Annotated in this window: 19 protein-coding genes; 5 read left to right on the plus strand and 14 right to left on the minus strand. The window is 71.1% G+C overall.

Annotated features, from left to right (window positions below):
• The first annotated feature begins 76 nt into the window (after nucleotides 1-76).
• Complete coding sequence (locus UW392_RS29380; RefSeq protein ID WP_320778185.1) at nucleotides 77-2,509, plus strand: MMPL family transporter; 2,433 nt, start codon at nucleotides 77-79, stop codon at nucleotides 2,507-2,509.
• Between the two features lie 179 nt (nucleotides 2,510-2,688).
• Nucleotides 2,689-6,267 (plus strand): ABC transporter substrate-binding protein, encoded by a 3,579-nt coding sequence (locus UW392_RS29385; protein WP_320778167.1) that lies wholly within the window; start codon nucleotides 2,689-2,691, stop codon nucleotides 6,265-6,267.
• On the opposite strand, the gene UW392_RS29390 is transcribed toward UW392_RS29385, so the two are convergent.
• The 4 genes from UW392_RS29390 to UW392_RS29405 form a co-directional block, all read right to left on the minus strand.
• Nucleotides 6,233-6,970 (minus strand): TetR/AcrR family transcriptional regulator, encoded by a 738-nt coding sequence (locus tag UW392_RS29390; protein WP_320778168.1) that lies wholly within the window; start codon nucleotides 6,968-6,970, stop codon nucleotides 6,233-6,235. The genes UW392_RS29385 and UW392_RS29390 overlap by 35 nt on opposite strands.
• 9 nt (nucleotides 6,971-6,979) lie before the next feature.
• On the minus strand, nucleotides 6,980-7,465 hold the full coding sequence (locus UW392_RS29395) for a thiol-disulfide oxidoreductase DCC family protein (protein WP_320778169.1): 486 nt from the start codon (nucleotides 7,463-7,465) through the stop codon (nucleotides 6,980-6,982).
• Nucleotides 7,466-7,470: 5 nt separating this feature from the next.
• Nucleotides 7,471-7,878 carry a hypothetical protein gene (locus tag UW392_RS29400; RefSeq protein ID WP_320778170.1) on the minus strand — a complete coding sequence of 136 codons (408 nt, stop codon included), beginning with the start codon at nucleotides 7,876-7,878 and terminating at the stop codon, nucleotides 7,471-7,473.
• A 74-nt stretch (nucleotides 7,879-7,952) separates the two neighbouring features.
• Nucleotides 7,953-8,363: a VOC family protein gene (locus UW392_RS29405; protein ID WP_320778171.1), complete on the minus strand. Its 411-nt coding sequence runs from the start codon at nucleotides 8,361-8,363 to the stop codon at nucleotides 7,953-7,955.
• A gap of 319 nt (nucleotides 8,364-8,682) precedes the next feature.
• Here UW392_RS29405 and UW392_RS29410 point away from each other — a divergent pair, with 319 nt between their 5' ends.
• Complete coding sequence (locus UW392_RS29410; protein WP_320778172.1) at nucleotides 8,683-9,453, plus strand: hypothetical protein; 771 nt, start codon at nucleotides 8,683-8,685, stop codon at nucleotides 9,451-9,453.
• On the opposite strand, the gene UW392_RS29415 is transcribed toward UW392_RS29410, so the two are convergent.
• The 8 genes from UW392_RS29415 to UW392_RS29450 form a co-directional block, all read right to left on the minus strand.
• A complete protein-coding gene (locus UW392_RS29415) occupies nucleotides 9,391-9,966 on the minus strand; it encodes a hypothetical protein (RefSeq protein ID WP_320778173.1) in 576 nt (191 codons plus the stop codon). The genes UW392_RS29410 and UW392_RS29415 overlap by 63 nt on opposite strands.
• A 199-nt stretch (nucleotides 9,967-10,165) precedes the next feature.
• Nucleotides 10,166-10,486 carry a hypothetical protein gene (locus tag UW392_RS29420; protein WP_320778174.1) on the minus strand — a complete coding sequence of 107 codons (321 nt, stop codon included), beginning with the start codon at nucleotides 10,484-10,486 and terminating at the stop codon, nucleotides 10,166-10,168.
• 3 nt (nucleotides 10,487-10,489) lie between these two features.
• Nucleotides 10,490-10,924: a hypothetical protein gene (locus tag UW392_RS29425; RefSeq protein ID WP_320778175.1), complete on the minus strand. Its 435-nt coding sequence runs from the start codon at nucleotides 10,922-10,924 to the stop codon at nucleotides 10,490-10,492.
• 300 nt (nucleotides 10,925-11,224) lie between these two features.
• Nucleotides 11,225-11,530, minus strand: coding sequence for a Uma2 family endonuclease (locus UW392_RS29430; protein WP_320778176.1), 306 nt, complete (start codon nucleotides 11,528-11,530; stop codon nucleotides 11,225-11,227).
• Nucleotides 11,531-11,606: 76 nt separating this feature from the next.
• Nucleotides 11,607-12,806 carry a hypothetical protein gene (locus tag UW392_RS29435; protein WP_320778177.1) on the minus strand — a complete coding sequence of 400 codons (1,200 nt, stop codon included), beginning with the start codon at nucleotides 12,804-12,806 and terminating at the stop codon, nucleotides 11,607-11,609.
• Nucleotides 12,803-13,777, minus strand: coding sequence for an NAD(P)-binding domain-containing protein (locus tag UW392_RS29440; RefSeq protein WP_320778178.1), 975 nt, complete (start codon nucleotides 13,775-13,777; stop codon nucleotides 12,803-12,805). Before UW392_RS29440 ends, UW392_RS29435 begins: the two co-directional genes overlap by 4 nt.
• On the minus strand, nucleotides 13,729-14,949 hold the full coding sequence (locus UW392_RS29445) for a hypothetical protein (protein WP_320778179.1): 1,221 nt from the start codon (nucleotides 14,947-14,949) through the stop codon (nucleotides 13,729-13,731). The genes UW392_RS29440 and UW392_RS29445 overlap by 49 nt, the downstream gene beginning before the upstream one ends.
• Nucleotides 14,937-15,362, minus strand: a complete 426-nt coding sequence (locus tag UW392_RS29450) for an ATP-binding protein (protein ID WP_320778180.1) — start codon at nucleotides 15,360-15,362, stop codon at nucleotides 14,937-14,939. Before UW392_RS29450 ends, UW392_RS29445 begins: the two co-directional genes overlap by 13 nt.
• 418 nt (nucleotides 15,363-15,780) lie before the next feature.
• On the opposite strand from UW392_RS29450, the gene UW392_RS29455 reads away from it, so the two are divergent.
• Nucleotides 15,781-16,869, plus strand: a complete 1,089-nt coding sequence (locus UW392_RS29455; protein ID WP_414496713.1) for a helix-turn-helix domain-containing protein — start codon at nucleotides 15,781-15,783, stop codon at nucleotides 16,867-16,869.
• A 13-nt stretch (nucleotides 16,870-16,882) separates the two neighbouring features.
• On the plus strand, nucleotides 16,883-17,527 hold the full coding sequence (locus tag UW392_RS29460; RefSeq protein ID WP_320778181.1) for an HD domain-containing protein: 645 nt from the start codon (nucleotides 16,883-16,885) through the stop codon (nucleotides 17,525-17,527).
• A 118-nt stretch (nucleotides 17,528-17,645) separates the two neighbouring features.
• On the opposite strand, the gene UW392_RS29465 is transcribed toward UW392_RS29460, so the two are convergent.
• Nucleotides 17,646-18,425: a succinate dehydrogenase iron-sulfur subunit gene (locus UW392_RS29465; protein WP_320778182.1), complete on the minus strand. Its 780-nt coding sequence runs from the start codon at nucleotides 18,423-18,425 to the stop codon at nucleotides 17,646-17,648.
• Nucleotides 18,425-20,006: succinate dehydrogenase flavoprotein subunit (sdhA, locus tag UW392_RS29470; protein WP_320778183.1), on the minus strand; the 1,582-nt coding region annotated here is incomplete at its 5' end. The genes sdhA and UW392_RS29465, both read right to left, overlap by 1 nt.

Consider the following 20,006-nt stretch of genomic DNA (forward strand, 5'->3'; position numbering starts at 1 on the left):
TGACGCACAGGACCCGGGGGACCGACCGAAGCGATTCCCGCGAACCCTGAGGACGAGGAGTTGTGGCGTGGCGACATTGGCGCGGTGGTGCTACCGGCATCGGCTGGTGGTCCTGTTGCTGTGGCTGGGGGCGCTGTTCGGTCTGGGGGCGGGGGGTTCGGCCGCGGGGTCGGACTACGCGAACGTCTTCTCCCTCCCGGACACGGACTCCAAGCGCGCGTACGACCTGATGGAGAGGGCCTTCCCGGAGCGTTCCGGCGACACCGACACGGTGGTGTGGAAGGCCGACGGGGGATCGGTACGGGACGCCTCCGTACGGTCCCGGATCGAACCCGCCCTGCAGGAGATCGGGCGGATGGACGGCGTGGGCGCCGTCGCCTCCCCCTACGAGGGGCAGGGCGCCGCCCAGGTGAGCCGGGACGGGCGGATCGCCTACGCCGAGATCACCTTCGCCGAGCGGGCCAACGCGGTGGACAAGGAGGTGACCCGGGACATCATCGACACCGCGAAGGACGCCGAACGCGACGGCCTCCGCGTCGAACTGGGCGGCCAGGCCATCGCCAACGCCCAGGAACCGCCCATGGGCACGGCCGAACTGGTCGGGATCGCCGCGGCGGCCGTCGTGCTGTTCCTCGCCTTCGGGTCGCTCTTCGCGATGCTGCTGCCGATCGTCACGGCGGTCGCGGGCGTCGGCAGCGGCATGATGTCGACGACGCTGCTCAGCCACGTCACGAACGTGCCCGAGGTGGCGCCGCTGCTCGGCTCGCTCATCGGCCTCGGCGTCGGCATCGACTACGCCCTGTTCATCGTCACCCGGCACCGGCGTTCCATCCTGCGCGGCGCCGACCCGGAGGAGGCGGCCGTCACCGCGCTCGACACCTCGGGCCGGGCGGTGCTGTTCGCGGGCGGCACGGTCTGTGTCGCGCTCGCCGGGATGCTGGTGATGAACCTGCGCTTCCTGGACGGCGTGGTCGTCGCGACCTCGCTCACCGTCGTCCTGAGCGTGCTGGCGGCCACCACCCTGCTGCCCGCGCTCCTCGGGACGCTCGGCACGCGGGTGCTCAGCCGCAGGCAGCGGCGGCGGCTGGCCGCCGCCGGCCCCGAGCCGGCTGAGGCGTCCGGTCCCGCCGCCCGCTGGTCGGCGTACGTGCAGCGGCGCCCCCGCTCCACGGCGGCGGTCGCGATCGTCGTCATGGCGGTCCTCGCCATCCCCGTGCTCTCCCTGCGGCTCGGCGCGAGCGACCAGGGCAACCAGCCCGGGTCCACGACCACCCGGCAGGCGTACGACCTGCTCGCCGAGGGGTTCGGACCCGGCTTCAACGGCCCGCTCCAGGTGGTCGCCGAAGGCGGCGACACCACCGCCCTGGTCCGGTCCATCGAGGTGACCGAGGGCGTCGCCCGGGTGGCCGCCGCGCCGCCCGCCGACGGCGTCTCCGTCATCCAGGTCATGCCCACCACCTCCCCGCAGTCCGCGGAGACCGACCGGCTGATCGACCGGCTGCGCGACGAGGTGATCCCCGCCTCCGGGACCGAGGCGCACGTCGGCGGGGTGACGGCCGTCTTCAAGGACTTCGCGTCCGTCACCGGGGAACGGCTGCCGTACTTCATCGCGACGATCATCGCGCTGGGCTTCGCGCTGCTCCTCGTCGCCTTCCGCTCCCTCGTGGTGCCGCTGACGGCCGCCGTGATGAACCTGGTGGCCGCCGCCGCGTCGTTCGGCGTGCTGGTGGCGATCTTCCAGTGGGGCTGGGGGGTGGAGGCGCTCGGCTTCGGCAAGGAGGGCCCGATCACCGCGTTCCTCCCCGTCATCATGCTCTCGCTCCTCTTCGGCCTCTCCATGGACTACCAGGTCTTCCTGGTGAGCCGGATGCACGAGGAGTGGGTGCACACCAAGGACAACGCCCGCGCCGTGCGGGTCGGCCTCGCGGAGACCGGCCGGGTCATCAACTGCGCGGCCCTGATCATGATCAGCGTGTTCTCGGCGTTCGTCCTCAGCGGCGACACGGAGGGCGCGATGGCGGGCATCGGCCTGGCCGCCGCGGTCGCCCTGGACGCGTTCGTCCTGCGCACGGCCCTGGTACCGGCGGCGATGCACCTCCTGGGCCGCGCCAACTGGTGGCTGCCCGCGGGGCTGGAGAAACGGCTGCCGCACCTGGCGGTGGAGCCACGGGAGGAGCCGGCCGCGGGGGCGTCGAGTGCCGCGCCGGATGCCCCGTCCGGTGCCGCGGCGCCGTCCCCCTCCGTCGTGCACGGCTTCGTCCGCACCGTCGACGGGGACCCCGTCGAGGGCGCGACCGTGCTCCTCGTCGCGGCCGACGGGCGGCCGCTCGACCGGGTCACCGCGCTGGCCGACGGCTCGTACATCCTCGCCGTGCCCGCGCCCGGCGCCTACGCGCTGGCCGCCGACGCCCCCGCGCACGGCTCCCGCACCGCGCGGATCGTCGTGGGCGACGGCCCGCTCGTCCACGACGTGGAACTGGCCGGGGACGAGGTGGACGCGGTCAACTGACCGCCCCGCCCGGGTCCCGTGCCGTCCGCCCGATCGGGTGAGGGGCACGGGATCCGGCCCCGGACGTACCCGGCCGGTCCTACGGTCCCCGGTAATCCGGCCGCGCGCGGTGGCCGAAACGGGACGGGGTGGGGCCGGTGGGCCTGGGACGGGGCGGAAAAGAGGTGTGGCGGGACACGGTGCCGAGCCCGGCGGGCGGGCTGGTCCTGGACCTGTGCGAGAAGCTGATCGACGGCTACGCGCGGCGCCGGGGCCCGATGCCCGTCGTCGTGGTGCACGCGACGCGCGAGGACCCGCAGGGCCCCTGCGACGACCGCGCCCGGCAGACCGTCGACCTGGTCCACCGGGCGCAGAAACCCCGCTGGCTGCTCTGCCGCCGGCTGGACCCGCCCGTCGGCCGCGCCGAGGAGGCCGTACGCCCGCCCGGCGGCCCGCCGTTCCTGGACGACCGTACGTACGCGGCGACGACCGCCCTGGTCAAGGACGTGGCGGAGGGCCCGTGGGAGAACCACAACCGCAGCCAGTACCGCCCCTACGACATGCCCCGTTCCCGGCTGCTGGCCGCGCTCGACCAGGCCCTGGCGGAGGCCGCGGACGGCGCGGGGCAGGTGCCCGACCACCGGGCCGTGGTGACCCGGCTGGCGGAGCTGCGCTGGCGGCCCGGCACCGGCCGCGCCCGTACCGGCTTCTGGCGCTCCCTGGCGGGACTGCTCAGCCCGGCGACGGCGCTGGGCGCCGCGGTCGTCGCCTGCGTGGGCGTCCTCGCCGCCCGGGTCGGCGGCTGGTACCTGACCGCCGCGGTGCTGGGCGCCCTCCTCGCGCCGGCGGCCGTGGCCCTCGCCCGTTCCTGGGCCGGCCCCCCGTGGCTGGGCGCCGGCTGCCGCTGGTTCGCCACGACGACGTTCCCCGTCACCCCCAGCCGCGAGGCCCCCGTCTGGTCACCGTGGCACCCCCGCCTCTCCCGCGCCACGCTGGAGGAACGCGCCGCGGAGGTGGCCCGACAACTCCTGACGGCGGCGGGCCCGGCCGGAGGCGCTCCGAGTGAGAACGGCCCGGCCGGCGCCGGTTCGGACGAGGACGGGCCAGGCGGGGGCGGCCCGGCTGGAGGCGAGCCGGGTGGCGGCCCGGACGGGCCCGGTCCGGACGGGCCCGGTCCGGATCGGACCGGTCCGGGCAGCGGCGCCCCCGGCAGCGGCACACCGGGCGGGTGCGGCGAGTGCGCACCGGGCGGGTACGGTCCGGGCGGCGCACGGGGCGAGGGCGGCCCGGGTGGGTCCGGTCGGGACGGTGGTCGGGGCGAGGGCGCACCGGGTGGGGGCAGCCCGGATGGGGCCGGTTCGGGTGGTGGCCCGGGTGGGTCCGGTCGGGGCGGCGGCGCACTGGGTGGGGGAGGACTGGCCGGGTGCGGCTCGGGTGGGTCCGGTCGGGGCGTTGGCGCACCGGGCGGGTGCGGCGAGTGCGCACCGGGCGGGTGCGATCCGGATCGGACCGGTTCGGGCAGCGGTGCCCCCGGCAGCGGCGCACCGGGCGGGTGCGGTGGGTGCGTACCGGGCGGGTACGGTCCGGATGGAGCCGGTTGGGGCAGCGGTGCGCCGGGCGGGGGCGGCCCGGGTGGGTGTGGACTGGCCGGGTGCGGCTCGGGTGGGGCCGGTCCGGGCGGCGGCCCGGATGGGGCCGGTCCTGGCGGCGGTGGTCCGGGCGCGGCCGTCGCGGCCGACCGTGAGCGCGCCCGCCAGTTCTGCCTCCAGCTCCGCGTCCTCGCCCTGCTGGAGGACCTCCGCGACAACCACCGCCCGGCGTGGGACCTCCGCCACCGCAAGCGCACCGTCCCGCCGCTGCTGCTGCTTCCCCGCGCCACCCGGGACAACGGCGCCCTGCAGTTCCTGCGGGCGGTCAGCGACGTCCGCAGCCGCCGCAGCGAACAGGACCCCCTGCTGATCGTCGCCGGAGTCGCCCACGACGACATGGCCGGCCTGCGCGAACACACGCCGCTGCCGCTGCCCGCCCTGGTGTCGGGCGTCCGCGACCCGGCGGAGATGTACCAGGCGTGGGTCACCCGCAGCCTGCGCACCGGCCAGGCACCGAGCATGAACACGGCCCTGCCCTGGCTGATGCCCCTCGCCCTCACCGGCCGCCTCCTCGCCCCCTACGAGGGCTACGACCACCCCGAGATCCGCCACCGCGGCACCTGCCGCGTCCCGCGCAGCGGCTGGCTGCTGTGGTCCCGCTGGACCCTGGTGGCGGTCTGCCTCGCGGCCACCACGGGAGCGGGCACGTCCTACGGCTGGCTCGGCGACCACTACTGCGGTGACGTGTCGGTCGTCTGGAACCGCGACCTGGTCCGGATGCCCGACGGGCAGTGCGTCGGCGTCGTCTCCGGCGACCGGCTGGCGGCGGGACCCGGCGCCGTGACCCTCGACGCCGACGGCCACGTCGTGGACCTGCGGCGGCTCCAGGAGGCGATCGGCGCGGAGAACGCCCGGATCGAGGGCGAGCGCCATATCACGCTGCTCTTCGCCGGCGCCCTGACCGCGAGGGAGTCGGACCCGGCCGAGGCGACCGACGTGGTGCGGCAACTGGCCGGGGTGTACCTGGCGCAGCGCCTGATCAACGACTCCCGGGCCACCAACCGGCTGCCCAAGGTACGGATCGTCGTCGCCACCGGCGGCCAGGGACTGAAGTACCAGAAGCGGATGGCCGAGCGGATCGTCGACTACGCGCGGCGCCACCCCGACGTCGTTGGCGTCGTCGGCATGGGGATCAACACGGCGGAGAGCGACGCGGCGGTGGGGCTGCTGCAACGGCAAGGCCTGCCGGTGATCGGCACAACCAACTCGGCGACGGAACTGGCCCGCAAGTACCGCAACTACGTGGGCCTGGCCCCCACCGACCAGGAGGAGGCGATGCTCCTGGTGCGCTCCCTCGGCGACGCGGCGGGCCGCCGGGCGGTGGTCCTCACCCCCGACGACGGGGGCCGCCCCGGCCACTCCTACACCGCGGACCACGCCCGCTACGGCCGCGAACAGCTCCGCCGGGAGGGCTTCGACGTCCGCCCCACGATCGTCTACGGCGCGGACGACACCGAGGCGGAGATGTCCGAGGCGGTCCGCGAGATCTGCGACCGGCGCGTCCCCGTCGTCTACCTGGCGGGGCGGGCGAGCCACATCCCCTCCCTGATGGCGGACCTGGAGGAGCACCCGCAGTGCCGCCCGCTCCACGACGACCTCGTCGTCCTGTCCGGGGACGACGCGACCAAGAAGTCGTACACCGACCCGGGGCTGAAGTTCCCCGTCGGGACGCTGCTGCGGTACGCCTCGCTCACCGACGAGCGGCACCTGGCGGACGCGCGGGAGTACGACCAGGCGAAGGCCGAGTTCGCGTCCGGGCTGTTCCGCCCCGGGGGCGGCAGGCGGCCCGCCACCGACGGTTCGGTCTACGCCGACGGGTTCCTCGCACTCTCCCACGACGCCGTACTGGCCTTCCACACCCTCGCGCGGACGACGGGCGTCCCGAGGAGCGGCGGCGCCCCGGTCGTGCTGGCGGCCCTGCACTCGGCGGTGCTGACCGGCGCCACCGGCACCATCGGCTTCCGCGACGCCGACCACGAGGACCCGCAGCGGCGGGGCCACGGCATCGGACTGCACGACGTCACCAAGGAGGACAAGAAGGCGCCGCTCAAGGCGGTGCCCCTGTGCGGCCGTCCGGCGGGCGACGATCCGCCCTTCACCGAGCTGTGCCCCGCTCCGGATCCGGCATGAACTTCGTCATCCCCGGCAGGAAGTCCGTGAACAGTTCGTGCACCTCCCGCACCAGCGGGCGCAGCACCCGGAACCGGGCGAGCACGACGCCCCGCGCGGTGAGCCGGGCGCCGCGCTCGGCCAGCCGGTAGCTGCGCTCGCGGTCCTCGGTCCGGTCGAAGATCCAGTACAGGACGAGCCCCATCTGGGAGAGCCACATCAGCTCCGGCAGGACGTCCTTCAGCTCCTCCGGCACCTTGGTCTTCGCTCCCGCCAGCACCGCGCGGTGGACGCTGATCGCCTCCACGCGCGCGTGCTCCGACTCCGGGGAGAACGGGCTGAGCGGGCTGTCCGGGTCGGCGGCGTTCTTGAAGAACTGCACCGCGAACTCGTGGTAGGGCTTGGCGATGTCCAGCCACACCTTCAGCACGCCCGCGAGCCTGGCCTCCAGGTCGGTCTCCCGGGCGAGCACCTCGCGGACCGCCGCCTGGTGCTCGGCGGCGATCCGGTCGTAGAAGCCCTGGATCAGGTGCTCCTTGCCGGCGAAGTAGTAGTACGCGTTGCCGACGGAGACCCCGGCCTCCTGGGCGATGGCCCGCATGGTCGTCCGGTCGTACCCGCGCTCCTGGAACAGCCGCATGGCCGTCTCCAGGATCAGGGCGCGGGTCTGCTCGGACTTGCTGAGGTGGGTCCCGTCTCCGGGGCCGTCGTTCTTCGCAGGCACGGGGGCAGCCTAGCCAGTGGCACAGGCGCCGCTGTCACAGCCGGGCGCGGTGTACGTCCATCCCGCGCGCGGGTCGTACGCCCAGCCGTCCGCGCGCCGGTACCCCGTCCCGCCCCACTTCCTCTCCTGCTGCCCGCCGCGCCACTTGGCGGCGGCCAGTACGGCGCCCTTGGCGAGCCGCGCCCCGGCCGGGGTGGCGAGGCGGTGGGCGAGCGGCCGGTGCTCGCGCAGCGCCCACAGGGTGACGACCCAGGCGGCGGCGGACCGGTAGACCTGTCCGCCGTCGCCGACGACGGTGATCTCCTCCAGCGAGGCGGCGTGATCGAGTCCCGGGAACCGCCGCCGGGCCTCCTCGGACCCGGCGGGCACGGTCTCCACCGGCACGAGTTGCCGCTGCCGCGTGAGCCAGTCCCGGACGAACGAGCAGAGCCCGCACTCGGCGTCGTAGAGGACGGTGAGCCGGCGTACGGGGACGCCGGCCGTCGTGGCCGTCATGGCGCTCAGACCCCGGCCGTCGGGGCGACCCAGCCCTGCGGCGGCACGGGCGGCTGCTGCTCGCGCTCCATGGCCCCCCGGCGCCGGATGCGGTTGAGCACGTACACGTTCCCGAGGTGCATCACTCCGAGCACGAGCAGCACCACACCCAGCTTGGTCGACAGCGCCTCGAATATCCCGCGGGTGTCGGTGATCGTGCCGTCGCCGCTGAGGTAGAGCGCGACGAACCCGAGGTTGACCAGGTAGAACCCGACCACCAGCAGGTGGTTGACGGCGTCGGCGAGCTTCTCGTTGCCGTGCAGCACGTCGGCGAGGAAGATCCGTCCGTTGCGGCTGAGCGTGCGCGCCACCCAGATGGTCAGTCCGATGCTGACGACCAGGTAGACGACATAGGCGATGACGGTGCGGTCCATGGCCCGCCCCCTTCTTGAACGCGTTCAAAACGCTGACAGGGATGACTCTAGGCCAGCGTTTGAACATGTTCAACTCAGGGTCGGCGGCTGAGTTCGGGCCGTTTCAGATAGTCCGTCAGCCCGACGACGTTCCCCCACGGATCGGCGAACTCGACGGTCCAGCCGGTGGCGGTGGAGAAGGGCCCCTCGGCCGGCGGAATCCCGGCGCCCGTCAGCGCCCGTGCGGCGGCCTTGGCGTCCGGCACCTCCAGCCACACCCGCGGCGAGGGCCAGGGCGGCGGCCGGTGCCCGAGCCCGTCCTCGTGCCGCAACAGGATGCCGGGCGTCTCGCCCCCCACCTTCAGCAGCGCGATCCCGGCCTCGTCGAGCCGGAACCCGACGTCGAACCCGGCCCGCTCATAGAACCCGACGGCCTCGGCGAGGTCCCCGACGGGCAACAGCACGTTGTCGAACCCGAGCAGCTCGTACGACTCGTCATCTGACATGGCGTCAGAGTAAGCCGATCACCAGCCGGAACACGTGATTGTCAGTGCCGTCTCGTACGGTCGGCGGCATGGACTTCGTGAGAGGTTTCTGAGCCAGTTGTAGCGTGTGGGTCACAGGAGACGGTGGGGGTACGGGAGGTGCTGAGTGCGACGGCTGCTGGGAGTGCACTTCGTGCCGTCCGCGCTCTTCGTCGTCTCACTGTGGGCCCTTCTGAGATCCGGCGCCTTCACCGGTGTGGGTCACTGGGAGCGAGTGCTTCCGAGGACCGCGAGTGCGGCCGCCGGGTCGCTCACGCTCCTGTCGACGTGCGCGTCGCTCATGGCTCTGCTCTTGCAGCCGTTTCAGGTGCGGGCCGTGCGCGTGCTGGAGGGGTACTGGTACCGCTGGCCGGTCACCGCCGGTCTTGCCGGGGTGCTGGTCGAAGTACAGCGCAGACGCTGGGAGGTACTGCGTGAGCGCGCGGAGGTGACCACGCGGGACCCGGTCGTCCGTGAAGTACGTGCGGACGCCGGCCGCCGACTGGGCCTGCGCCCACCCGTCGAGGTTCTGTTGCCGACCGCGCTCGGCAACGCGCTGAGAGCCGGCGAGATCAGCGCCGGGGAGCGGTACGGTCTCGCCACGCTCGCCTCCTGGCCGCGCATCTACATGCAGGTCTCGGACCGCATGTCCGAAGCGCTGAGTTCGACGCGAGACGCCCTCGACACCGCTGTCAACCTCTGCTGGAGCTTCCTGGCGGTGGCGTCGTTGTGCTGCGTCGCCCTGTACGACGAGCCGCGCTCATGGTGGCTGTGCGGCGGTGCGCTGGTGCTCGCGGGTGTCGCCTACAAAGGGTCGGTCGTCGCGGCCCAGGCATACTCCGGGCTGATGCGTACCGTCTACGACTTGCACCGGTTCGACCTGCTGGAGGCTCTGCACCATCCGTTGCCGGACGACACCGACCGTGAGAAGGAGATCTTCACGGAGGTCACCGCTCGGTTCACCGGACGAGAGGGTAAGCACGTTCCCTATCGCCATGGTCGGGGCGGCTCACACCCGCTTGACGCCGACCGATCCGCACACGCCGAGCACATGGATAACGCATCCGGTTGAGGGGTCCGGTGGTTCACCGGGTCCGGCCCCGGTCTCCAGTACGCGTGTCAGCAGCGCGCCCGTCGTGCTCACCGTCACCCACCGGTCCCGTGGTATGTCCACCTGGACGTGACCGGCGATTGCCGTGACGTGCACGGTGGTCCTGACCGTGGTGGGGATCCGAGTCAGATCGGCCTGTATCTCCCCGAGTACGGCTCGCAGGGTCAGAGTGCCACTCGCTTCTTCGGGTACGACGACCCTTCCTGCCGTCAGGACCCGGCTCCAGCGAGTGCCGCCGGCGCGCGGGACGGCCGTGCCGATGAGCAGTGCGCCGGACAGCGCCAGCACCGCGGGCAAGGCGAGACCGGTCACCACCCGCGCGCTCATCTCATCGGCCGGCACGATCGAGGCTGTCGCCACGGCTGCGAGCAGGAGCGGTCCGAGGAGGGCGGCCGGAGACGTCACCGAGCGCAGTAGATTGAGCAGAGCCAGGGCCAGCAGTGCCCACGGCCACCATCGGGTGGCTGACTCCACCGCGGCACGAGCCCGGTTCGCCGGGTCACCGGCGAGATAGCAACCCGCGGCCACGGCGAGAAGTCCGAGCCACACCCTCACCCGCGACGCCCGCCGCCCACCTCTCGCCATCGCCAGTCGGCTCCCCGTTCCGCCGCACCGAGGAGGCGGCGCGATGGAGCATCGTATAAGGGGGCGGTACCGGCGGCGAGCGGCGGGGTCAGGGTTGCCAGGCCTCCCAGAGTTTCCGATGTATATGGGCGGCCCTCTCCTCGTTCTCGAACCACATGACAATGGGCGGGAGTTTCACGTATGGACAGTTCGCATCGTGAGCGGTCGTGAACCCGAGAGGGTCGGGGAAAGTCTCGTCGGTTGTTCCGAGCTTCACGGGCAGGGAATCCTCCCATTTCTCGAACTCTTGCTCCGTGTAACCGCTCCAGCCCGCCGGTGGATCCGGGACGATCGGCGCATCGCACCGAATACACGCGGCTGTGCTGTTCTCCGGTATGGGAAAGCCGGGTAGTTCGGTCTCTGACAGCATGGGTCAACCTCCTCTTCTGCGAAAGCGCCCGATGAGCCATTGTGTGCATCTGTAGAACCAGTTGTCCGTCCTCCCTGTCGCGTGCAACTGCAGGTAGGTCACCCAGACCCCATCGACCAAAGTGGCGGTCAGTACGACAGCGGCGGCGGTCCACCGCCACTCGACCTGTCTGCCACCGTCCGGCGGCACCAGTGCGGCCGCGATGCCGAGCCCCAGAAGCAAAGTGCCCAGGTTGAACGCGTGGACAGCACGGACCTGGTACCTCTTCCACACCACTTGGTCCTGCTGCTGTTTGCTCTTCAGTGCCGACGACTTGTCCGCTACGTACTCGGGTCCCAGCCAGCATGTCAGGTCGTCGTACGAATACAGGTACAGACGGGCGTGATAGGCGAGTTGGATACTGGCGACCAGTGAAAGAGCCGCGATGACGAGCAGCAACAGGATAGGGCCGGGCCACTGGAATTCTTCGTCTGCGCCTCCGACTACACCGGCCAAGGAAAGCGCAGCGGCCGTGAGCAAAGGTGCGGCGATGAACAGTGCGGACGCGCTGGCCGTTCCATACCCGTACGGCTTGGGGGCATGCCAGCGATTTCTACTGGTGTCGGGTGCCCGGTACCCCGTCACGCCTCCCCCTCCGGCAGCGCTACAGCGCACACGCTTCAGAGTGTGGCCGTTGAGTGCACTGTCCCGCAGGGACACGAACCAGCCAAAACTGCTGGGACTCATGTTTCTGCTGAGTCAGAAGTAGTCCGCTACATCAAGAGCGACCCCGGCACCGAAGCAAGTGGGGAGGTTGACGGTTTCACCGGGCGCATGCACTCGATGGGTGGTGTATTCGTCTTCTGCCGGGTCGGTGAGGACGCGGATGCACTCGTGCTCTCGGTCGATGACGACATAGACGGGGATCCCGGCCTCCGCGTAGGCGGCGGACTTGATGTGCAGGTCATACGTCGAGGATTCGGCGGTGACCTCAAGGACGAGACGGAAGCCGGCGGGGGCGTAGGTGTTGTTCCGGACGTGGTGGCTCTCGATGTCGGCTTCCACGACCGGGACGCGTCCCGTAGTGGACTGGCGACGAGCTGCCCTTGCAGGATCTCGACACGCCAGCCCGGACGGCACTTCATGATGTCGTCAGCGATTGCGGTGAGCACCACGTACCTCCTGTGGCATGCCCGCCGAAGAGCACGCCGCCACCTCGGGTTCCCGTGGCCAGGAAACGACTGTTCGCCACGAGGTCATGACCGAGAACCACTCTGTGGTAAGGCAGCTTCGCCAGGAGACGAGCGACCTCCCGCCGGGCGCCGACAGCCCCACCGCCGTCCATACCCAGCAGTCCGAACACGTCCGGGTAACGGTCCTCGGTCACCCCGCTCATGAAGTCGCCCGCCTCCAAAACCCGGTCACGTTCCTCGACGGCCGGTGCCACACCCGCTTCGATCCGGGGGAACACCAGGGCAGCGGCCTCGCCCTCGGTGGCCAGACGCACGCCGAACCAATCAGGAAACTGGTCGGGGAACACCTGCGCCTTCTGCTCCTTGTCACCCTCCCACAAGGGCGTGGGATCCCCCGCCCGGATCGCTTCGGTGACGCGGTCGGCCTGTGTCGGATGCAGCGACTCCCCGGCCTCCAGGCGCTTGCGCGCTTCGGTGAACCAGCCGAGAGCCTTCAGCAGACCGAGACCGAGCGCGGCAGCCGATGGCCACGGCAGCACGTCCACACCTCGCCGGTCGTTCGGACGGACGAACACCCGGTCGTTCGCCAGCAGCCGGAAGCCCGCCGACGAGGCCAGGGTGAGGGCGGTCGTCGACTTTCCCGCGCCCTTGCTCCCGACGGTCAGGACCGCCCGCCCGTTCTCGCCGACGACGGCCGAAGCGTGCAGCACCGCCCATCCGTCCCGCAGAAGCTGGCCACGCATCATCTCGCGGGCGAGGCGAGCGGTCGCCGTGGCCACGCCCTCGGCGTGGCAGCCGAACACGTCCAGCCGTCCGGTACCGGGCTGGGACCGGTAGGCGAGTACCTGCTCCGGAGACACGGCCCGCACGGTGCCGGTCGGCACGTCCCGGGCGACGAGGAGCCGAGCCCTCGCGTACTCGGTGCTGGTGTGCGGATGCTGCGCCACGTCGAACGCCACATCGTCGTATTGGCTCGTGTCGACTGCCGCAGTGACGACGGCGCCCGCGCAGACGTCCTCCGACGGCACCTCGGCCGCCTTCCACCATGGGCCGAAGTACCGGGCGGACCAGTCGATGACGGCCCGCTCGGGCGAAACGACGGTCACGGACGCGCCGGCGCTCTCCAGGCGTACGGCATGAGCAGTCATGAGCCATTCCTTCCGGACGGGACGGGTTGCGACGGAACACCGCGCACGGCCGGATAGGCGGCGCGCAGCTTGGAACTCGCGGCCTCCAACTGTCGGACCTCGACAGCGTCCAGCGGAGGCAACGACGACAGGGGCTCGCCCCCGGTGAAGCGCACGGGAATCCCGAGCCAGCTCTCCCCGTGTGCCACGGACAGCTCGGTCGTGCCGTCCTCGACACCGCATGCCAGGCGCAGTGTGGACATCACCGCACCGGCGGGACCGCACCGGGTGCGGCCGATTCCTGAGTTGATTCGTCCGGGCCGGGCCCTCAGCTCCTCCCGCACCCGGAGAAGGGGGACGGACACCGGCAGGCCGTTGACAGTCGTCGACGAGGCGCACACCACGCGTGCCTCCCCGTGTTCCCCGATGACGTGCCCGGCGACCGTGCCGACGGGCACGTCCAGAAGCCGGGCGAGGGCGAGCCGATAGCGGGCGGAGTCCAGACCGGAGCCGATCCCGAACACCCGGCGACAGCCGGACACCTCGGCGAACAGGCGCGTCAGGAGATCGACCGGGTTGGTCACGACCAGCACCGTCCCCCCGTAGCCGGTGAACTGCCCAGCCATGGAACGGATGACGGGCCCATGGGCCAGTGCTCCGCCCATGCGGACGTCGCTGGTACTCGTGTTCTCGAACCGGGCGCGGACGGCGACCACCACGGCGGCGCACGTGCGCAGCTCCTCCACCTCGGCCGGGACCGGCCGCACCCGGGACCCGAGCGCGCCCCGCATGTCGTCGAGATCGTCCGCCAGGGCCGCGGCCTGCCCGGCGGTCCGAGAGGCGACGAGGATCCGGTCGCACAGTCCGGAGGCCAACAGAGCACCGCAGACAGCCTGTCCGACCGCGCCCGTTCCGATGACACCCACGGCGGGCACCCCGGCCGTCACGCGGCCACCTCGGCGATCCGGTCGAGGATCCGGTCCCCCGTACACCGAACGGTCGAGCCGAGGAGGTCGTCGGTCACCGCCTCGACGAGGAGACACAACGGAAGCGCCCGCTCGACGAGGGCCACGCCGAGCAAGGGCAGCGGCAGCGCGGCCGGCGCGGACAGATACGTCGTGGCGATGTTCAGAGTGTCCATCAGCCACAGCGTCAGCAGGTGTCGCAGCCACATTCGCCGCTCCCGGGCGGACAGGTGCCCGGCTCGGGACAGGGCCAGCAGCGCGAGGCCGTCGAGGATCTGCCGGGTTACCGCCGGGTCCGGCCGGTACACGACGACGAACAGCACCGTCCGGCTCATGAGCTTCGCCAGGTCCACCGTGGTACTCCCTCGCAGAAGCCCGGGGTCGAGGAGCACCGGCCGGCTGTCAGGACCGTCGGGGAACACGACGTGTTCCGGCTTCAGGTCCCCGTACGCGAGGGACGTGCCGACCGGGGCGGGCCGCCGCGTCTTCCGTAGTCTGTGGAGCCGGGCCACGCTCGCACGGATCAGCTCGGCGACCGCCACCCGGGTCCCGGGCTCGCACCGTTCGGCGCCGAGGCCGTCGATGTATTCGCCCGCGGTGCCGGCGAACTTCCGCAGGAACGTCCCCGCGATGGCGCGCTCCCCGATCGCTCCGTCCGGATCCAGGCGGCGCGCGGCACCTGGCCGGTGCAGGGGCCTCAGCTCGGCGAGGGGCCTCTCCATCAGCTCGCGTGTCCGCTCGGGCATGGCGAGGAGCAGGTCCGCGAGGGTCGGGCCGTGGACGGCCTCGGTGAAGATGACGCCGTCCCGTACACCGGCGACCGGGCAGACCCGCGGCCCGGCGAGGCCGGACAGGATCCGCAGCTGCGCGGCCTCACGGACGAGGAGCCCGTCCGGCCGCTGCTCGTACGCCCGTTGCTTCTCGCACACCCTGGCCCATGAGCCGTGGGACCCGCGCAGCAGTGAGACGAGGGAGACCCCCAGGAAGGACGTTTTGGCGTACAGAGTGCGCTCACCGACCCGGGTGCGGTGCACGTAACCGGTGACACCGGGCACGTGGGCGTCGAGCGACGCGGGCTCCCCGGGCCAGAGGGCGGCGGCGGCCTGGTGGATCCGGGCACGTGCGTGGACGAACACCTCGCTCACGGTGGGCCGGGTCGATGCGGCTGCGGCACAGGCGCCGAGGGTCACGGCGAACACCTCCCCAGGTGTTCCATGTCGGCCCATACGGATTTCCCCCACGGCAGCGATTCGTGCCCCCAACGCACGGCCAGGGCATTGATGATGGCCAGTCCCCGGCCGGTCTCGCCGCCCGGCTCCGGGCAGCGAAGCACGGGCACCGCATGACTGCGGTCCGTGACAGCGATGCGTACGCCGCTCTCCGTCCGCCGCACGATCAGTCGTACGGAGCCGTGCCGGGCGTGCCGGACCGAGTTGGCGACCAGTTCGGTGACCACTGTTTCCGCGTCCTCAGTCAGGTTCGTGAAATGCCAGTCGCGCAGCGCCCGGCGTACGACGCCGCGGCAGACGGAGGCCGACTCACCCGTACGGGGAACTGTCAGGCTGTGGACTTCGGTACCGTCCTCGGCTCGCAGAACGTTCGGACTCACCATGGGCCGGCTCCCCTGTCCAGACGCGTACCGCTTCGGGCACTGCTGCCTACGACGGTCCGCATCACGGCGGCGGGGACGCGCCAGACGGCCGTTCCTCCCTCGCACCGCTCATGCGTGGTGTCCGTCATCTGTGTCGGTGTTTCAGGCATCGTCGCCTTGTCTCTGTGGTCTGGGGACTCGGACCGCTCACACGCCGGTCCCCACGGTTCCGGAAGGTGCCCTCCGCGCTCGCCACGCTCTCCTCCAGGTGGCATCCGGGGGGATCCGACCCGGGTTCGCGGCCACCCGCTTAAGCTCAGCTCAGGGACAACACGACAGTACGTAGTCGGTTCGTACCTGATAAGTGACTGCGAGTACGGGTGGTTTGTTGCGAACCGCCGGGATTGGAACCCCCGTGAGGCCACGTCCCGCCCGAACCCTGACCGCCAGTACGGGAAAGGGAGCCCGTCCTCATTCAGGCCTGCTCAGCGGTCACGTTCTCCGGGTGATTCGAGAGCAGCAGGGATGCACGCAAGAGGAGGCCGCGGACTTCCTGGCAGTCTCACCCGACACCATCGCCGGCTGGGAGACAGGACGGCGCCCGCTCACGGCGGTCTCTGTGCGGCAGGTGCACGGGCTACGCCACCGACTCGTACGGATGGGTTCCGCCCCCGTCCTCCTCAAAGCCCTGGAACGCGCCCTGGAGGCGGACGTCCTTCTCGCCATCACCCTCGATGAGGGGGTGCCGGCACTGGACAGCCCGCTCGGCACGATGGTGATGCGGCGTGACCTCGCAGAGATCCTCGTCTGGCCCCTCAACGGCGTACCACCCCGGTTTCTGCGCGCTTTGCCCGATCCGCCCCGCACGCGCCGAGGGCCGGTTTCCGCCTGCCCGGAGCTGACGTCAGCAGAACGGGTCACCTTCTTCACCCGCATGCGGTCCACTGCTGAGCAGGCACGGGGACCGGGGCAGTTCCTCCTGCACCGACAGGCGCTGTACCTCGCCGGCTACGGTCGAGCGTCCGACACAGCCGGTTGGTTCGCCCACCAGCAGCGAACCAACCGCCCGGACGACTGGCTCACGACTTGGCTGAACAGTCGCTCGATCGCCGCCGTCGCCGCCCGGCAGGGCGACCGGGACCGGATGCGCCACTTCATCGACACCGCGCTCGCCGACGATGCCGGAGAGGCTGCCAACCTCGCCTACTGGGCCTACTGGATCGGCGAGACCTCCGTCCCCCAGCTCTCCGACGACTTCATCGCTGCCGGCTCCCTCGGCGCGTGGAACGGGCAGAAGCTGCTGGCCCATCTGGCCGAAGGCATCGCGCCCCAGCACGGCTATGTGGACCTGAACATTCACAGCGTGTGGGCGCTGCTCCAGACACGCCTCGACCTGCTGCGGTCAGGGGAGGCGGCCCGCACCCTGCGCGAACGGATCCTGATCATGTTGGATGGCCGGGAACTCTCGCCCGGTGGACGGCGGGAGTCGGAGAGCATCCTGTACGCGATCCGCCTTGCGGAGGCGTGAGAGGAGTCCGACCATGGCCGACGAGGACCTGACGCCGGTAGCCCGCTTCTTGTACGAGGCCGGCACGTTGAAGGCGACGAGGCGAACCGGGTGGTGGATGGCCGGCGTCAAGGATCCGGAGTCGGTTGCGGAGCACTCCTGGCGTACCAGCCTCATCGCGTCCGTCATCGCCGCGCTGGAGGGCGCCGACCCGGCTCGCGCCGCGCTCCTCGCCGTCTGGCACGACACCGGAGAAACCCGCACGGGCGACGTCAACCACCTCGGCAAGAAGTACACCGGCGGCGAGGCCGATCCGCGGCGCATCGCGGCGGACCAGGTCTCGGCGATGCCCCCGGCCGTCGCCGAGACGGTGACCGGAATCATCGCCGCGTACGAGGCGCGCGACACCCCGGAGGCGATCTGTGCCCGTGACGCGGACAAACTGGAATGCATGCTTCAGGGCCTCGAGTACCGCGCCCAGGGTTATGAGAACGCGCAGCGGTGGATCGACAACAGCCGTGGGCGGATCGTCACCGCGTCCGGTCGGGCCCTCGCGGACGCCGTACTGGAGACCGGCTCACTGGACTGGCTCCGCACCGCTCTCGGCGAGGAGCTGACTGACCGCCCCGTTGGCGCAGACGGCAGGCAGCGGCCGGCCGGCACCAGGCGCCGAACCTGACGGCCGCCCGCGCAGAATGCAGAACGCCCGGCCGGGAAACCCCGGCCGGGCGCTGGTGCGAACTGCTCACGGCCCAGCACGGCCGTGTGCGGCGACGACCCCCGGAAACCGACGGACGTCAGAAGCGGCGCGTGATCAGCGCTCGCTTCACCTCCGCGATCGCCTTCGTGACCTCGATGCCGCGCGGGCAGGCGTCCGTGCAGTTGAAGGTCGTGCGGCAGCGCCAGACGCCGTCGCGGTCGTTGAGGATCTCCAGCCGCTGCTCGCCGGCCTCGTCACGCGAGTCGAAGATGAAGCGGTGCGCGTTGACGATGGCCGCCGGGCCGAAGTACTGGCCGTCGTTCCAGAAGACCGGGCAGGAGGAGGTGCAGGCCGCGCAGAGGATGCACTTCGTCGTGTCGTCGAAGCGCTCGCGGTCCTCGGCCGACTGGAGGCGCTCCCGCGTCGGCTCGTTGGTGTCCTTCGTGATCAGGAAGGGCATCACGTCCCGGTACGCCTGGAAGAACGGCTCCATGTCGACGACCAGGTCCTTCAGGACCGTCAGGCCCTTGATGGGCTCGACCGTGATCGGCTTCTCCGGGCTGATGTCCTTGATCAGCGTCTTGCAGGCGAGACGGTTCTTGCCGTTGATCCGCATCGCGTCGGACCCGCAGATGCCGTGGGCGCAGGAGCGGCGGAAGGTGAGGGTGCCGTCCAGCTCCCACTTGATCTTGTGGAGGGCGTCCAGGACGCGCTCCTTGGGGTCGATCTCCAGCTGGAAGTCTTCCCAGGTCGCCTCCGCCGAGACCTCCGGGTTGAACCGGCGGACGCGGACGGTGACCGTGATGTAGGGGGAGTCGGCGAAACCGGGCTCGGGCGATCCGGCCGCGTCCGCCTTGTCCAGAACAGGGGTAGCCATCAGTACTTACGCTCCATCGGCTGGTAGCGGGTCTGCACGACCGGCTTGTAGTCGAGACGGATGGACTCGGAGCCGTCGTCGCCGACCTCGCGGTACGCCATGGTGTGGCGCATGAAGTTGACGTCGTCGCGGTTCGGGTAGTCCTCGCGGTAGTGACCGCCGCGGGACTCCTTGCGGGCCAGCGCGGAGACCGCCATGACCTCGGCCAGGTCCAGCAGGTTGCCCAGCTCGACGGCTTCGAGCAGGTCGGTGTTGAACCGCTTGCCCTTGTCCTGGATCGAGACGTTCTTGTAGCGGGCGCGCAGCTCCGCGATCTTCTCGACCGCCGTCTTGATGGTCTGCTCGGTGCGGAACACCATGACGTTGGCGTCCATGGTCTCCTGCAGCTCGTTGCGGAGCGCCGCCACCCGCTCGTTGCCGGTGGAGGTCCGCAGCCGCTCGATCTGCTCGATGACCATGGTCTCCGGGGAGTCGGGCAGCTCGACGAAGTCCGCGGAGTGCGCGTACTCGGCGGCGGCGATGCCGGCCCGGCGGCCGAAGACGTTGATGTCGAGGAGGGAGTTCGTGCCCAGGCGGTTGGCGCCGTGGACCGAGACGCAGGCGACCTCGCCGGCCGCGTACAGGCCCGGGACGACGGTGGTGTTGTCGCTGAGGACCTCACCCTCGACGTTGGTCGGGATGCCGCCCATCGCGTAGTGCGCGGTGGGCTGGATCGGGATCGGGTCCGTGTACGGCTCGATACCGAGGTAGGTGCGCGCGAACTCCGTGATGTCCGGGAGCTTGGCGTCGAGCTGCTCCGGCGGGAGGTGCGTGAGGTCGAGGTAGACGTGGTCGCCCTCGGGGCCGCAGCCGCGGCCCTCCCGGATCTCCGTGTAGATGGAGCGCGAGACGACGTCACGCGACGCGAGGTCCTTCATGACCGGCGCGTACTTCTCCATGAAGCGCTCGCCGTCCTTGTTGCGCAGGATGCCGCCCTCACCGCGGGCGCCCTCCGTCAGCAGGATGCCCATGCGCCAGATGCCGGTCGGGTGGAACTGGAAGAACTCCATGTCCTCCAGCGGCAGCCCGCGCCGGTAGCACGCCGCCTGGCCGTCACCGGTCAGGGTGTGCGCGTTGGACGTCACCTTGAAGAACTTGCCGGTGCCGCCGGACGCGTAGATCACGGACTTCGCCTGGAAGACGTGGATCTCGCCGGTCGCCAGCTCGTAGGCGACGACGCCGGCGGAGACCTTGACCCCGTCGACCTCGGCCATGATCTGGTCCAGGACGTAGAACTCGTTGAAGAACTCCACGCCCTCCTTCACGCAGTTCTGGTACAGCGTCTGGAGGATCATGTGACCGGTGCGGTCGGCCGCGTAGCAGGACCGGCGGACCGGGGCCTCGCCGTGGTTGCGGCTGTGCCCGCCGAAGCGGCGCTGGTCGATCGTGCCGTTCGGGGTCCGGTTGAACGGCAGGCCCATCTTCTCCAGGTCGAGGACGGAGTCGATGGCCTCCTTCGCCAGGATCTCGGCGGCGTCCTGGTCGACCAGGTAGTCACCGCCCTTGACCGTGTCGAAGGTGTGCCACTCCCAGTTGTCCTCC

The organism is Streptomyces sp. CRN 30, assembly GCF_034105845.1.

Bases quoted from the DNA above. Each gene is read 5' to 3' on its own strand.
- UW392_RS29395 (WP_320778169.1), bottom strand. From the start codon at position 7,465: ATGACGGCCACGACGGCCGGCGTCCCCGTACGCCGGCTCACCGTCCTC.
- UW392_RS29400 (WP_320778170.1), bottom strand. From the start codon at position 7,878: ATGGACCGCACCGTCATCGCCTATGTCGTCTACCTGGTCGTCAGCATC.
- UW392_RS29405 (WP_320778171.1), bottom strand. From the start codon at position 8,363: ATGTCAGATGACGAGTCGTACGAGCTGCTCGGGTTCGACAACGTGCTG.
- UW392_RS29410 (WP_320778172.1), top strand. From the start codon at position 8,683: ATGGCTCTGCTCTTGCAGCCGTTTCAGGTGCGGGCCGTGCGCGTGCTG.
- UW392_RS29420 (WP_320778174.1), bottom strand. From the start codon at position 10,486: ATGCTGTCAGAGACCGAACTACCCGGCTTTCCCATACCGGAGAACAGC.
- UW392_RS29435 (WP_320778177.1), bottom strand. From the start codon at position 12,806: ATGACTGCTCATGCCGTACGCCTGGAGAGCGCCGGCGCGTCCGTGACC.
- UW392_RS29450 (WP_320778180.1), bottom strand. From the start codon at position 15,362: ATGGTGAGTCCGAACGTTCTGCGAGCCGAGGACGGTACCGAAGTCCAC.
- UW392_RS29460 (WP_320778181.1), top strand. From the start codon at position 16,883: ATGGCCGACGAGGACCTGACGCCGGTAGCCCGCTTCTTGTACGAGGCC.
- UW392_RS29465 (WP_320778182.1), bottom strand. From the start codon at position 18,425: ATGGCTACCCCTGTTCTGGACAAGGCGGACGCGGCCGGATCGCCCGAG.